This is a genomic window from Bacillus sp. M6-12 (genome assembly GCF_002860285.1).
In the GTDB taxonomy this organism is placed as follows: Bacteria; Bacillota; Bacilli; order Bacillales; family DSM-1321; genus Peribacillus.
The window spans coordinates 39128-53129 of the sequence record NZ_PGVF01000003.1; the positions used below are offsets into that span (position 1 = coordinate 39128).

General features: G+C 38.4%; 14 protein-coding genes and 1 pseudogene. 5 read left to right on the forward strand and 10 right to left on the reverse strand.

Annotation, left to right across the window (positions count from 1 at the left end):
* Window positions 1–197 precede the first annotated feature (197 nt).
* The 6 genes from CVD28_RS05235 to CVD28_RS05260 all read right to left on the reverse strand — a co-directional run bounded on the left by CVD28_RS05235 (window position 198) and on the right by CVD28_RS05260 (window position 6838).
* Window positions 198–1280, reverse strand: coding sequence for an LLM class flavin-dependent oxidoreductase (locus CVD28_RS05235; RefSeq protein WP_101591329.1), 1083 nt, complete (start codon window positions 1278–1280; stop codon window positions 198–200).
* Between the two features lie 111 nt (window positions 1281–1391).
* Complete coding sequence (locus CVD28_RS05240) at window positions 1392–2348, reverse strand: DMT family transporter (RefSeq protein WP_101591330.1); 957 nt, start codon at window positions 2346–2348, stop codon at window positions 1392–1394.
* Window positions 2349–2564: 216 nt separating this feature from the next.
* A complete protein-coding gene (locus CVD28_RS05245) occupies window positions 2565–4121 on the reverse strand; it encodes a sodium:solute symporter family protein (RefSeq protein ID WP_101591331.1) in 1557 nt (518 codons plus the stop codon).
* 26 nt (window positions 4122–4147) lie between these two features.
* Window positions 4148–4357: a hypothetical protein gene (locus CVD28_RS05250; RefSeq protein WP_101591332.1), complete on the reverse strand. Its 210-nt coding sequence runs from the start codon at window positions 4355–4357 to the stop codon at window positions 4148–4150.
* Window positions 4358–4883: 526 nt separating this feature from the next.
* A complete protein-coding gene (locus CVD28_RS05255) occupies window positions 4884–5984 on the reverse strand; it encodes a cupin domain-containing protein (RefSeq protein WP_101591333.1) in 1101 nt (366 codons plus the stop codon).
* Between the two features lie 17 nt (window positions 5985–6001).
* The gene (locus CVD28_RS05260; RefSeq protein WP_101591334.1) at window positions 6002–6838 is read right to left on the reverse strand and encodes a fumarylacetoacetate hydrolase family protein; all 837 of its coding nucleotides are present in this window, start codon (window positions 6836–6838) and stop codon (window positions 6002–6004) included.
* Between the two features lie 126 nt (window positions 6839–6964).
* Between CVD28_RS05260 and CVD28_RS05265 the strand changes: the two genes are divergently transcribed.
* The 5 genes from CVD28_RS05265 to CVD28_RS05285 all read left to right on the forward strand — a co-directional run bounded on the left by CVD28_RS05265 (window position 6965) and on the right by CVD28_RS05285 (window position 11130).
* Window positions 6965–7732 carry an IclR family transcriptional regulator gene (locus tag CVD28_RS05265; protein ID WP_101591335.1) on the forward strand — a complete coding sequence of 256 codons (768 nt, stop codon included), beginning with the start codon at window positions 6965–6967 and terminating at the stop codon, window positions 7730–7732.
* A gap of 67 nt (window positions 7733–7799) precedes the next feature.
* Complete coding sequence (locus CVD28_RS05270) at window positions 7800–8156, forward strand: Na-translocating system protein MpsC family protein (protein ID WP_101591336.1); 357 nt, start codon at window positions 7800–7802, stop codon at window positions 8154–8156.
* A 276-nt stretch (window positions 8157–8432) separates the two neighbouring features.
* Complete coding sequence (locus CVD28_RS05275) at window positions 8433–9569, forward strand: LLM class flavin-dependent oxidoreductase (protein WP_101591337.1); 1137 nt, start codon at window positions 8433–8435, stop codon at window positions 9567–9569.
* 30 nt (window positions 9570–9599) lie between these two features.
* Window positions 9600–10376 (forward strand): alpha/beta fold hydrolase, encoded by a 777-nt coding sequence (locus tag CVD28_RS05280; RefSeq protein WP_101591338.1) that lies wholly within the window; start codon window positions 9600–9602, stop codon window positions 10374–10376.
* A 97-nt stretch (window positions 10377–10473) separates the two neighbouring features.
* Window positions 10474–11130 (forward strand): cysteine hydrolase family protein, encoded by a 657-nt coding sequence (locus CVD28_RS05285; RefSeq protein WP_101591339.1) that lies wholly within the window; start codon window positions 10474–10476, stop codon window positions 11128–11130.
* Between the two features lie 143 nt (window positions 11131–11273).
* Here the strand turns inward: CVD28_RS05285 and CVD28_RS05290 are convergent.
* The 4 genes and pseudogenes from CVD28_RS05290 to CVD28_RS05305 all read right to left on the reverse strand — a co-directional run.
* A pseudogene (locus CVD28_RS05290) lies at window positions 11274–11462 on the reverse strand (transposase); the annotation flags it as partial.
* Window positions 11463–11494: 32 nt separating this feature from the next.
* Window positions 11495–12196: an ABC transporter ATP-binding protein gene (locus CVD28_RS05295; RefSeq protein ID WP_308315063.1), complete on the reverse strand. Its 702-nt coding sequence runs from the start codon at window positions 12194–12196 to the stop codon at window positions 11495–11497.
* Window positions 12183–12971 (reverse strand): ABC transporter ATP-binding protein, encoded by a 789-nt coding sequence (locus CVD28_RS05300; protein WP_101591558.1) that lies wholly within the window; start codon window positions 12969–12971, stop codon window positions 12183–12185. Before CVD28_RS05300 ends, CVD28_RS05295 begins: the two co-directional genes overlap by 14 nt.
* 16 nt (window positions 12972–12987) lie before the next feature.
* On the reverse strand, window positions 12988–13989 hold the full coding sequence (locus CVD28_RS05305; protein ID WP_101591341.1) for a branched-chain amino acid ABC transporter permease: 1002 nt from the start codon (window positions 13987–13989) through the stop codon (window positions 12988–12990).
* Window positions 13990–14002: the final 13 nt, after the last annotated feature.

Here is a 14002-nt window from a genome sequence, read left to right on the forward strand (position 1 = left end):
TTCTTGCAAAATTTTAGAACTTTTTGATAACTGGCACCCGGATTATTAATTAAATATCCTTCTATTAGCCCGAAAGTCGAAGACATCCCAACATCTCCTTTACTTAAAAATTTAAACGCTTACAAAACTTCCTGGATATAGTGATGACTAACCATAGGAAAATCCGTAAGCGTTTTTTGGTAAAAAGGTAATTCTTATTAATTAGTGACTAAGTTTTGCTCTATTTGCGGAAAATGCGGCAGAACATGCTTCGCAAAGCGTTCCATCGACTTCAATGTTTCCTTATGGCTTAAACCGCCAAAATCGAAGTATACAATGACTTCCTCAAGGCCTGTTTGTTCGACCTTTTTAAGTTCATTAACTACATAGTCTGCGTCTCCCACAATGATGCTCTTCGAACCTAAATCTTCCGTTTTCATATCTTTCAATTTTTGAACAATATCAACAAAATAACGGATATGAGGTGGAGCTGTTGTAGGATCATCTGGAAATGCCGGTAAAATTCCCTTGAAGTACTTCAGCATTCTTTGCTTAGTCTTCTCAGTTTCATCATGGGACTCCGTTACATTGATGAAATAAGAACATCTTGCTTGCTTTCCTTCAAAGCCATGCTTTTTTGATTCCTCTTTAAATGTTGATACAGCATTGTCAAGGCTGCCAAATACCATGGATGCTGCAAATGGCGCAAAAATTACATTATCACCCATTTCAGCTGCTTTGAGCAATGAAGGAGCGCTAAATGAAGCTACATACATTGGCACGTATGGGTCTTGTACTGGTCTTGGTGTAATTGGTTCTATATCGAAATTATAGAATTTTCCTCTATAGGAAATGTCCTCATTCGTAGTCCAAAGTTTTTTCATAATATCCAATTGTTCAAAGAAGATATCACGGCTATCGTTAAAGTCTACACCGAAAGCATCATACTCCCGTTTATCGTACCCTCGTCCAGCTGAAAAGATCGCACGGCCATTACTCAAAAGATCAAGCAAAGCATACTCTTCTGCCATACGGATTGGATGGTTTAATGGAAGTACTACAGTTGCTGGAGCCAGCTGAATTTTTTTCGTTTTCGCAGCGATGTACGTCAGAAATTGGGATGGCGATGGCAATACACCAAATACACTAAAGTGATGTTCAGGTACCCACAGAGAATTAAATCCTAATTCTTCTGCATAGAGGGATTGTTCTGTTAAATCCAAAATCATCTGGTTTGGATCTTTTCTTTCTGCTCCATAAGCAACCGGGTTATCAGTCAGTGTAAAATAACCAAACTTCATAATTTCACCTCTTCTAATTTGTTTACTAATCGTGAATTGAATTCACTATTTAGAACTTATCTATAGTTTATATTTTCATTAATTTTCTGTCAATACTAATAATTCGAAAAATTAGTTAATCTTGACTTTTCTTTCCTCCGTTCTCAATTCCTTACTCCTATTTTTAAATAATTGGGCATTTGTTGAAACTACTATTCCAGAAAGAATAATCATGGTAGCTATAAAGTGATGGACTGTATACTGTTCTCCAAGTATAACAGCGATTATAGAGGCAAAAACAACTACCAAGTGGTAATAATTAGCAGCCTTGGCCGGTCCGACCTGCATTACGCCCCTGTTCCAGCAAATAAACGAAATGATGCTTGGAAAGACACCAAGGTACAACAATTTGGCCCACATTAAGCTGGAAATATTGCCTATACTAAAGGGTATAATGAACGATTCAATGATAGATATGGGCATAAGGACGATTACACCGACACATAAAGTAACGAACAATGTAGTATTTTTCGGTAGAAGGGCTCCCCATTTCTTTAATAGCACGGAATAACCAGACCAGCTTAGCACTGCCAATAAAACGATAAAATCTCCAATATTAAACTGTAAGCTAAATATTCTGGTAATATCACCTTGAGTTATTACCCACAAAACACCAATCGTTGAAAGAATAATACCGAGGTATTGCAATTTGAGGATTTTCTCATTTAAAAATACAGCAGTTAAAACAACCATAATGATTGGACTTATGGAATTTATGAGTGATGCATTAATAGAAGACGTGTATTGGACAGCAATATATAAAAATGTATTAAATCCTACAACACTTGTAAGTGAAAGCATACTCATTTTTTTCCAGTGGTGTTTAATTCCTTCGCGGTGAGCCACCACTTCCTTCCTTACCAGTGGAAAGAATAGCAAAGTGGCGATTGTCCATCTTATAAAAGCTAATAAGACGGGTGGGATTGTCGACACTAAGTCGCTGCCTAAAGGAAAATTGCTTCCCCAAAAAATTGTAGCAATCACTAATATCAATATTGGCTGCTGTGTTAATTTAGAAATACCATACATCCCCTCAATCCTCCATTTATTACAGTCCTTCTTTTTAAAAAAAAAACTCCCTTTTGATCTCAGGGAGTGTTATTGGACCAGGCCGGCGTTTTCGCGATTGCTTCATTTACTACAGTTCAAGACATAGTAAGTAATATTTTTCAAAGAATAAACCCAAGCTGCATATTTATAATATATATGTATTTATTATGAGTCTGCCGCTTAGCTTGATTTATATTATAATGCTACGTCTTGTGGAGGATCCTTTTGTAATTCTTTTTTCTTGTATATCTTATCCAGGAAAGCGAACTGCTCATCTGCTTTCTCATTTACTTGTTTTGGTGTAACTAAAGTCACGACAACCATAACAACAAATGCAGTAATCATCACTGGGACAACTGGATCGAATCCATAGCGTGGCATTGTGGCTACAATATTCTGCGCAAAAGGACTATTTGGGAAAAGTGTTGTTGCAAAATATAGCGGAACCAGAATTAAACCTGAAACTACTGATGCAATGGCACCTTGTTTATTTAGGCGTTTCCAATACATAGCGGCAACTAAAACCGGTGCTAGGGCTGATGTGCCCGTAAAGGATAATGCAGCTAATTGGAATACGGTTGCAGGCTGCAGCAATGAGAAAATATAGGAAATGGCTAAAACGATAATAACAAATGCTTTGCCCCATTTAAGAGCAGACTTGTCGTCCATATTAAATCTTGTTTTAAGGATATCATTGGAGAATAAACTGGCTACTGTAAGAGTTTGTGCATCCATCGTCGACATTACGATAGCTAGCAATGCGATTACTGCAAAAGCAAACATCCCGATTGGAAGATATTCCCCTGTTAACATGAATAAAATATTATCCGATGTTTTAGGATCTAAACCAGGCATTAGTCCAGCACCCCAGAAACCAATGATACATGCTGGCACCCATGTAAAAAGGATTCCCCATGGATATAATATAGAAGTCTTTCGAAGTGCATTTGCATTCTTCGCTACCATGAATCGAATATAAATATGAGGCATACTGAAAATACAGATGGAAAAGAGCAATAATTGACTGAACATCGTTTTCCAGTTATATACAGCAGCATTTTCACGATGCAGCAAAGCTTCATTAGTAGCTCTGATCTTTTCTATTATGGCATCTGGCCCGCCAGCCTTGATACTGATCCAAATAGTTGCAGTAAAAAGGAAAACGATAAAAACTACTACTTGAGAGACGTTCGTATAAGCCGTCCCTTTCATACCACCGCCCCAAACATAGTAACCGACTATAGCTGTTACAAGTAAGGATCCTGCCCAAAAAGGAATGACGCCGCCCGTAAAGTTAGCGAAGGCTGCCCCCGCCCCTATTTGACCTGTAGTAATATATGGCAGCGTATAGATAATGAATACTACAAAAACTAGAATAGATAGTAAAGGGCTCCTAAAACGAGCTTCAACATACTCTGTAGGTGTATAGTAATTAAATTTTTTCCCTAAAGCCCATACTCTTGCACCAAAAATGTACGGAAATAAAGATATGGTTAGTACAGCCCCACCCATGATAAGCCCATACATTCCTGCTCCTGCACGGTATGCGGCACCAGCCATCCCAAGCATAACGAATGCCGACATATTCGTTCCCAATATCGCACAAAACAATACAAAGGTGTTAACACCACGATTTGCTAAATAGTAATCACCTTCATCGCCCGACGTTTTTCTTTGTGAATACCATCCAATCCAGATCATTAGCCCCATATAAAGGACTACAGCTATAATCAGTACGGTCAACCTATCCATGTTTTCACCTCGCGTGGTTATAAATATTAATCTTCAAATGATTCAGGGATATCAGGCCAAATCCAGTGATAGACGAGATACAGGAAAGGCACAGATAACAGACCGTATAAAACTTTACCCCATAAAGAATAAGGTGTTCCCAAAATGATCGGATCCACTTTATCAAACCAATATAGGTCAAAGTGCAATAGAATATAGACTGCACAAGCAACATAACCCCAATAACGCTTTGACATGATTTTCACCTCCCTTCATCAATTGTTTCTCATTTTTTTTGCAACATCATGGAGCCCTGTTGCGATCAAGCATGCGGCCAAAATACTAACATGAAAAATGGGTGAAAAATAATGTAAACGCTGTCAAAATAGTGTTTTAATTCACCAATGGTAAACCGAATTTATTATTAATAACTTGTAAATAGAATTTATCATATTAAATTACAGCCAGTCAATGAAGTTTTTGTAATTATGAAAAAATTTTTAATAATTAAAATACTAAAAAATATATTTTCTTCCCATTTTCGCTACTGATTAAAAATATTCCTGCAAGTAAACGCATTTTCCTTATACAATAACAAATAAAATATTAAGCAGGTGGGTTATCAGGATAATTAATTGCTAGCTTTGGTGCTATAAAAAAATGACCGGCTCTGATGCTGCCTGCCAGCAAATCATCGAAGCATGTTTGCTCGATATGTCGTCGAAGGGTAATTTTCTATGCAAAAAAGAGAATTAGTTTAACTAATCCTCTCTCTAACATAAATTATAATAAAGGTTTAAACACTTCAGTGACTTCTTGGAAACCATTATTTGCACTATATTCTTCTTCTCTCTCAAAATCGAAAGCATCCATGATTGGCAGGTCATTAGTTGAAAATAAAATGGCGTCTTCTGATTCGGAAATATTCACATGTTCATGCCACGTCCAGGATGGAACAGCAAAAAAGTCACCTTCCGACCAGTCGAATCTAACTCCATTCATTATTGTATAACCCTTACCTTTAAACGCATGGTATACACTGCTATGGACATGCCGATGTGCTATACCATGGAACTTGGGAGGGAGTTTTTGCATTCTGGCCCCTATGCGATTGTTCGCATCTTTCCCCGTGGTCGGGTTGATATACTCTACTGCATACCCATCACTTGAATCGGGTTCCAGTTCACTTAATCCGTCTAAACTCTTCTTTGTTTGTTCCCATTTATAACGTCCTAATGGTGCAATGCTTGGCTTACGCTGATTTATCGGCCTTACCATACCTCCATTGAATCGTTTGGAGCTATAGTTGTCCGGCACAGTCAGTACTTGCTGCTTCTCTGGATAAAATTCGGTAAAGCATACATTCATAAACAATGTAAACGGAACGTCCAAGCAATCCATCCACAAAACGGTTTCTTGTCCATTGTTAGTATGGTCATGCCAGGTCCATGTAGGAGTTATTAAATAATCACCAGGTTCAAATTTATTTTTTTCCCCATTGACCCTGCCTTCAGCTCCTTCTCCTTGCATGATGAAGCGGATGGCTGTAGTTGTATGCCGATGTGATGGAGCAATCTCACCGGGCTTGACTGCCTGGACAGCCGCATAAAGCGTTTGGGTTGCTCCTCCCCAGCCGTGAGGATTTAAATCCCTCATGCCTGGATTAATGAGGAACACTGCGCGTCGGTCAGCCCCATTTCCGACTTCAAGCAGGTCTTCTGCAATTTCGAGATTCTTTTGTATCAGTTCTTTTTTCCAGAGATACGGGATAGGCTTCGCTTTTGGTTCAATTGTATTCAATTGGTGTATCGAAGACCAAAGTGGCCCCAGATTTTCGCTTTCCAACTTTTTATGAAATTCTGATAGCTCATCAGACACTTGCATTGAAACCCCTCCCGTTATCAATAATCAACTGACACCGTAAATTCACCGATTCTATCAATTTGAATACGGACCTGATCTCCTTTGGTGATGGGCCCAACCCCTTCAGGCGTGCCAGTAGTGATAATGTCTCCAGGCTCAAGTGTCATAACCTTTGACGCTGCTTCAAAGAACTTATAGCAATCATAAATTAAGTCTTTAGTATTTGCTGATTGACGCACCTCTTCATTAACCCAGAGGTTAAACCCAAGTTCATTAGGATTACCAATTTCATCGGCGGTAACAATCCAGGGTCCAATTGGAGTAAATGTGTCAAATGATTTGCGCCATGGACGATCCTCTTTACCTCTTACAGTCATGTCCATTAGTGCAAAGTATCCGAAGATATAATCGGAGGCTTCGGAAGCCGGAATGTCTTTTGCTTTTTTTCCAACTACGAATGCTAGCTCTGCCTCATGGTCAGTTCTTCTTTCTGGGAATGGAATCTTTACTGTATCTCCAGGCCCAATGATCGAAGAAGGCGCTTTCAAGAAAAAGCCTAGATTTTCAACGGTATATTCTGCATTACTGAATTGCTCATTCATCTCTTCTTGGTGGGCATAATAATTGACCGGTGCAGCTACAATTTTTCCGGGTTTAGGAACTGGAGGGTTTAACTTAACTTCACTAATTGGATAGGACTTAGTAGCAGCTAACGATTCCTCTATCCGGGGCTTCATTTCCTCAAAATTCTCAATTATATGTAATAAAGATTCTTGTGGTTTTTGCGGATTCCATTCTACTACTTCATCAATTTGATGAACTTGGTCATCTTTTACAATTCCTAGGGTAAAATCATTAAACAATGCAATTTTCACTTTACTAAATACCACCCTTCTCGTAGTATGAGTTTATTAACTCATTTTATAATTCAAAACTAACAAAAAAAATTTAAATAGTCAATAAATTTTGTGTTTTCAGTAAACTTAAGTAAGGAGTAGAATATGCGCGAATTAAATATGGGGTCCATTCGATCAATTGATCGTGCTATCGACATACTGCAATCTTTTACATTTGAAAGGCCATTTCTTACCATTGAAGAAATGGCCAAGCTCACTAATCTCCCTAACTCTACTGTCTATCGTATCTTATGTACATTGGAGCGACGGGCATTAGTTCAATATGACGAAAAGTTATTAGTCTATAAACCTGGATTAAGACTGATGGAATTTGGAGTGCTTACTTCCTCGGTATTGGACATTCGCCAGGAATCCGAAGAAATCTTATATGATTTACATATTAAAACAAAACAAACTGTTTTGATGGCTGTGCAAGAGGGTGATGGAATAATTTATATCTACAAAAGGGAAAACCTTGAAGGGTTGAAATTTTCTTCATTTGTCGGGCAGCGCCGCCCATTTATGTACGGGGTATTAGGCCCCATTCTGCTCGCCTACTCGACCAAAGAACAAATAGATAGCATCTTGAGCAAGCCCCTTACACAACATACGAAGCACACCATAACAGAACCTGAAACAGTCCGAGCACGGTTGGAGGAGATCAGGCAAGAAAAGATCCATATTGATGCCAGCGAAACTTTTTTGGGTGTAACGGGTGTCGGTTCTCCTATATTTGGTTTAAACCAGGAGGTAATTGCTGCAATAGGCGTAATTGGTCCTTCTGTCCATATGGATGAACAAGTAGATAAAGTAAAAAAGTTAATATTTGAGGCAGCTCAAACAATTTCATTTAAGATGGGGTACCGGACTTAACCTTATCCCCGTACCATTATTAATTTCAGTTGATGTTAAATATCGGATTCAGGGAGGAACATGTGTTTTGGTCTTAAAAAATAGAAACTCAATTGAACTGGGTATCATCAACTTTGTTTCTTCTTTTATGAAGGAAAAAGTTGGACGCGGCCCTAAAGATGTTAAAGTGGTGATGATTGACAATGTACTTACTGTTTTCATTAGAGGGTTGCTTTCTCCCCTGGAAAAGAATCTTGTTCAATCCGAAGAAGGTGAAAAAACGGTCTATGAGGGACGGAGACTATACCTTAAACTCTCCAATACAGAAAGGATAAAGGGTTTTGAAAAAATAGTTGGAAAAAAAGTCATAGAACATTATGAAGGAATCAATATTAAATTTGATACTGCTGTAGCTACAATAGTTTTCGATCAACCGATTCTTTAATATAAGTGTTTGACTTTTTGTAAAATTCAGTTTAATATAGTATATAAATTAAATAACCTCTGAGTTAATATCTAAGCAAGGATGATGAATCCTTGTTATAAAGTATTTTCTTATGGGAGGTCTCCAATAGAGTAATTGGAAGGCAGACCATATGCTTCTGGAAACAATTGTTTCATTTAGAGGCTAGGTCTGCCTTTTTTGTTACTTAAATTTGGAGGTTACTAGAAATAACATTCCACTCAACCTATCATTAATGTAAATCGGAGGAAATCTGAGATGAATTTTTACTTTTTTCACCTAATGCCCTGGTTACATCTTGACCCTGATTATGACGAAACATACGACACCGCATGGGTTACACTTCCCAATTCTTTATATGATCCCAAAAAGGGTAACATCCTTTACAACCAATACCTGGATCAGCTGGAGAAAGCTGAGGAACTTGGTTTTGACGGAATTTGTGTTAATGAACACCATCAGAATGCCTATGGCAATATGCCCTCACCTAATATCATGGCTGCAGCCTTAGCAAGGCGAACCAAAAATATTAAAATTGCTATATTAGGAAATGCCCTGCCTTTAAGGGAACATCCTCTACGCATTGCAGAAGAAATAGCCATGCTCGATGTCATTACTGACGGCCGCATCATATCCGGCTTCGTGCGAGGGATTGGAGCGGAGTATCACACTTTTGGAACAAACCCTACACAGTCCAGGGATCGCTTTTTGGAGGCACATGATTTAATCATTGACGCATGGACAAAAGAAGGTCCCTTTGAATTTTCCGGTAAGCATTATCAGTCAAAGTATGTAAACATATGGCCACGGCCTATTCAGGAACCTTTCCCGCCAGTTTGGATACCATCACAGGGAAGTTCAGAAACAATTGAATGGGCAGCAGAGAGAAAATATACATATTTGCAAACCTTCAGTCCTGCGGAAACAGTTAAAAAGTATCTGAATGCCTACAAAGATATAGCAGAAAAACAATTTCGTTACACCGCCTCCCCTGAACAATTAGGCTGGGCAATGCCTATCTATGTTGCGGAAACGGACGAGGCAGCAATTAGTGAAGCTAGGGAGCATATGGAATTCTTTTTTAACAAACTTCTCCGTATGCCACCGGAACTCTTCTTCCCCCCTGGTTATTTGACTCAAAAATCAGCAAAAGCCGTTATGGAATCGAAAAAAGGCTTGTCCAGCAAAAAGACAATTGAATCGCTTATGGAGAATGGTTCGATTCTTGTTGGAAGTCCGGACACAATAATTGATAGACTGAAACAATACCATAATGAAACAGGTTTCGGAAATCTTGTAGGTATTTTTCAATTTGGAAGTTTACCGCATGATCTGACAATGAAGAATATAAGCTTATTTTCAACAAAGGTTATGCCGTACATTAGAAACTTATAGGTTGTTTCGGAATAAGGAGTTGAAACAGATATGGAATATAATGATGAGTTTGTTACCGTTGGAGATACAAGTATAAGATTGTTGAGCAAAGGAAATGGTGAACCTATTTTATTTCTTCATGGTGCCGGCGGCGGCGGAAAATGGCTTCCCTTCATGGAAAGCCTATCTGCCAAATATAAAGTGCTATCACCTGAGCATCCCGGTTTTGGAAAATCTGATGACCCTGCATGGCTGGAGGATATTTCTGATTTAGTACTATTCTATACAGATTTCCTGGATACATTGGGGTTAGGAAAAGTGCATCTTATCGGTCTTTCCTTAGGAGGTTGGCTGGCAGCTGAGATTGCAGTCGCTTACCGTGAAAGACTCCTCTCACTAACACTAGTGGACGCAGCCGGTATATACGTTCCGAACGTTCCTACCGGTGATAACTTTATGTGGAATAAAGAAACATCAATTTATAACACCTACAATAATAAAGAATTAGCAGAACAAATTCTTAGTTATGAACCAACAAGCGAAGATAATGAAATTTGGCTGAAGAACCGTGAAACTTCGGCAAAATTAGCCTGGAATCCGCGCTGGCATAATCCTAAATTGTCAAAACGCCTTGGCCGGATAAATCTTCCTACATTAATTGTATGGGGGGAAAATGATCTCCTGTTCCCTGTTGAATACGGAGTCGAGTATCAAAAATTGATTCCTGATTCTAAACTTGTTGTGATAAAGGAATGTGGTCACCTTCCTAATGTCGAACAAGCAGAGGAATTTACGAATAACATCTTCAATTTCTTAGGAGGTGAATAAAAAAACCATACGATATTTTTAGAAATTAATATTTTGATATGTATAGTCTTTCTTCCATGTAAGTGAAAATCATTACGATATAAGGGAGGATATGAAAATGCCGGTTGTTATTAATACATTGGATCCGAAACGGACTGCCATTCTGGTCATTGATATGGAGAATGACTTCGTAGCAGAAGGTGCACCTATGGAGACCCCTATGGGAAGGAATTTTGTGCCGCAATTAGCTGCTTTTTTAGATAGCTGCAGGGAAAAACAGATGAAGGTTATATATACCACCCACGTACACAGGGAAGACGGATCAGATATGGGGAGATATGAAGATATTTGGGAACCGATCAGAAGCAGAAAAGGTTTAGTGGATGGTACAGAAGGGATTGATATCTACCCTGGAGTGTATCCCAAGGATGGCGAAATCGTAATAAAGAAACATAGATACAGTGGCTTCTTTGGAACCGACCTGGATATTATCCTTCGTGGTTCAAATATTGACAGTGTTGCGATTGTAGGAGTCACTACAGAGAATTGCTGCCATGCTACTGCACGTGATGCTATGTTTTTAGGGTATAAGGTTGCGTTTATTTCTGACTTGACAGGAACATTTGATTATCCTGATGTTGGTTTCGGCAGCATTCCAGCAGAGGAGGTACACCGGGTATCGCTGGGGATTCTGGGAGTTTCGACAGCACATGTAATGACAAGTAATGCCTTTTTGAACATTCCATTGAAGCAAAAAGCAAAGGAACTCGTTTAACTCTTTGGTATTTATTATGGAAAGGAGTCACACCAGTGTGGCCCTCGGATTGTCGGCAAAAGGGGTTCGGAATCGTCTCATCCGAACCCCTTTTTGTGATTTTCTCTATTTATGGTGTGAATGGACCTCTCTTAGCCTCTTTATTAGGTCAATTCTGGACCATGCCATGTCCAGTCGGCCATCTTCTTTACATTCAAGGCAGCGAAAGAAAGCATCGCCTGCATCGACAGTGTTTTAAGTCCCCTTAACATTGTCCATCGCATACCATGCTTTTCTTTCTCATTAACGAATACGCACTCAATCGTTTCTTTACGTTTCGCATAGATCGGTTTTACATCACAATTAAATTATTTAAAGTTCCAGCTTAATGCAAATAAGACTCACGGATATTTTTATCATTTAACAGAGCTTCACTTTCATCTTCCATGATAATCTTTCCGTTTTTTAACACATAACCTCTATCAGAAATACTTAATGCCTGGTAAATATTTTGCTCCACTAATAAAATGGTCAACCCGGTTTTGCTCAAATTACGGATTGTATTAAAAATTTCTTCTATTATTATTGGTGCCAGTCCCTGAGATGGTTCATCCAGAATTAAAAGTTTAGGCTTCATAATCAAGCCTCTTCCAATAGCCAGCATTTGCTGTTCCCCACCGCTCAGAGTCCCAGCTAATTGTGTTTTACGTTCTAGTAATCTTGGAAAGTATTCATATACCAGTTCCACTTGCTCTTTTATTTGATTACCTTTCAAGAAGTTTACTCCACCTAAAAGGAGATTATCTTCAACAGACATATTTTTAAAGACTCTTCGTCCTTCTGGTACATGTGCAATGCCTAGTTGCACAACTTTATGCGGGGGTAAATGTGTAATATCCTTCCCTTCAAAAACAATTGAACCGTGAGTAATTGTGACTCCACCCGTAATTGTCTTAAGAGTTGTGGTCTTCCCTGCTCCATTGGCACCGAGAAAGCTTACAACTTCACCTTTCTGCACCTGCAGACTAACATTTTTCAACACATTAATTTTACTATATGAAGCATCTACATTATTAATTGTTAACACTCTCAGGTACCCCCCCTAAATATGCTTCAATTACCTTTGGATTGTTTTGAATTTCCTCAGGTTTACCTTCTGCTAGTTTGGAACCAAAATTAAGGACGAAAACAATATCAGATACTTCCATTACTAATCCCATATGATGTTCCACTAATAGAATTGTCATCCCTTGGTTGCGAAGCTTTTTCAGTATCTCAGTCAATTTATCTGTTTCAATATCATTTAATCCTGCTGCTGGTTCATCAAGGATTAGTAATTCCGGCTCAGAGGCCAATGCTCTCCCTAACTCCACCATTCTCTGATTGCCAAAAGCTAAAGAAGATACCTGTTGATCATGCAGATGGGAAATCTCGAGAAAGTCCATGATTTTTTTTGCTTTCATGTCCATATCCGATTCTTCACTTTTCACTTTGCCAAAACCGATACCAGAGCCAAAGAATCCTGAAGAATAATGAGAATGCATCCCAACCTTAATATTATCAATAACTGTTAAGCCATTTTTATCAAATAGCTGTACATGCTGATATGTTCTGGAAAGCCCCAGTTTGCTTAATTTCCACATTGGAATTTTATTTAAGTCTTTTTCCTTAAAAAAAACATTTCCTTTAGTAGGTGCCAATGTTTTAGTCAACAAATTTAGAGTTGTTGATTTTCCTGCTCCATTAGGTCCAATGAGCGACGCTATAGAACCTTTTTTAACTTCAAACGATACATCATTAACAGCAACTAGGCTCCCGAAAATCTTCGAAATATTCTGACAACTAAGTATAGTTTCACTCATTATTACTGGCCCTCCCTTAGCTCGATTTCCGCATTTCTTTAGCAGTTTCTTGCTTCACACCCGAAATCTTACTACTATATACTTTTTCTTTAATTTTATTGAAAAGTCGCTGAATTCCGGGATACAATCCGAAAGGGAAAAATAATAAGATTAACAAAAGCAATACCCCGCGGAATAATACTTCAAAGTCATGTAAAAAACTTGTGACTTCTGGAATCAATTCATAGATAAACGTGCCTACAATCGGACCAAATATAGTCCCGATACCACCTAAAAACATCATTACAATCAAATCTATGGAAGTGGCCAAGGATGCTAAATCCGGGGAGACAAACTGAATATAGTGGCCATAATATACTCCTGCAATGGCAGCTATTATAGCGGACAAAACATATACGATAAGCTTATAAGTAAAAACTGGAATGCCCATTGCCATAGCTGTATCTTCGTCAGAATGTATCGCTTTTAAAGCCCTTCCAATTCTTGAATTAGATATATTATTTACAAATAGGTAAACCAGAAAAACAGTCACCCAAATGAAGAAGAAATAGGTAAAATCATTATTTAACTCAAAAGCTCCGATAGAAAAATTCGGTATGCCGCCAATGCCGTTAGGACCGCCTGTAATGGTTAACCCGTTTATTAACGTGAAGACAACGACACCAAACCCCAAGGTACCCAATGCCAGGAAATAACCCTTTAACCGAAGTAATGGCAAGCCTGTTAAGAAGGCAAATACTGCTATAATCGATACAGAAATAAGCATGGCTGTTATAGGATTAAGAGATACCGTAACATTTAAATAAGCGGTTAAATATCCTGCTAAAGAGAAAAAAACGGCATGGCCCAAAGATATTAAACCAGTGATCCCAGTTAACAAATCCAAACCGATAACAATTATTGCGTAAATTCCAATTACATTAATTAAATGCAGTGCGTATGAATCCTTAAATACGATAGGTGCAATCATAATTAATAACAAAAGACAAACTATCTCATATTTCCGGAACCTCTTCATTTTACTCACCCCT

Excerpts from the sequence above, each read along its gene's own strand:
- CVD28_RS05275 (WP_101591337.1), top strand. The coding sequence starts at position 8,433 with ATGAATTTTTACTTTTTTCACCTAATGCCCTGGTTACATCTTGACCCT.
- CVD28_RS05305 (WP_101591341.1), bottom strand. The coding sequence starts at position 13,989 with ATGAAGAGGTTCCGGAAATATGAGATAGTTTGTCTTTTGTTATTAATT.
- CVD28_RS05255 (WP_101591333.1), bottom strand. The coding sequence starts at position 5,984 with ATGCAAGTGTCTGATGAGCTATCAGAATTTCATAAAAAGTTGGAAAGC.
- CVD28_RS05250 (WP_101591332.1), bottom strand. The coding sequence starts at position 4,357 with ATGTCAAAGCGTTATTGGGGTTATGTTGCTTGTGCAGTCTATATTCTA.
- CVD28_RS05245 (WP_101591331.1), bottom strand. The coding sequence starts at position 4,121 with ATGGATAGGTTGACCGTACTGATTATAGCTGTAGTCCTTTATATGGGG.
- CVD28_RS05235 (WP_101591329.1), bottom strand. The coding sequence starts at position 1,280 with ATGAAGTTTGGTTATTTTACACTGACTGATAACCCGGTTGCTTATGGA.
- CVD28_RS05300 (WP_101591558.1), bottom strand. The coding sequence starts at position 12,971 with ATGAGTGAAACTATACTTAGTTGTCAGAATATTTCGAAGATTTTCGGG.
- CVD28_RS05280 (WP_101591338.1), top strand. The coding sequence starts at position 9,600 with ATGGAATATAATGATGAGTTTGTTACCGTTGGAGATACAAGTATAAGA.
- CVD28_RS05265 (WP_101591335.1), top strand. The coding sequence starts at position 6,965 with ATGCGCGAATTAAATATGGGGTCCATTCGATCAATTGATCGTGCTATC.
- CVD28_RS05285 (WP_101591339.1), top strand. The coding sequence starts at position 10,474 with ATGCCGGTTGTTATTAATACATTGGATCCGAAACGGACTGCCATTCTG.
- CVD28_RS05240 (WP_101591330.1), bottom strand. The coding sequence starts at position 2,348 with ATGTATGGTATTTCTAAATTAACACAGCAGCCAATATTGATATTAGTG.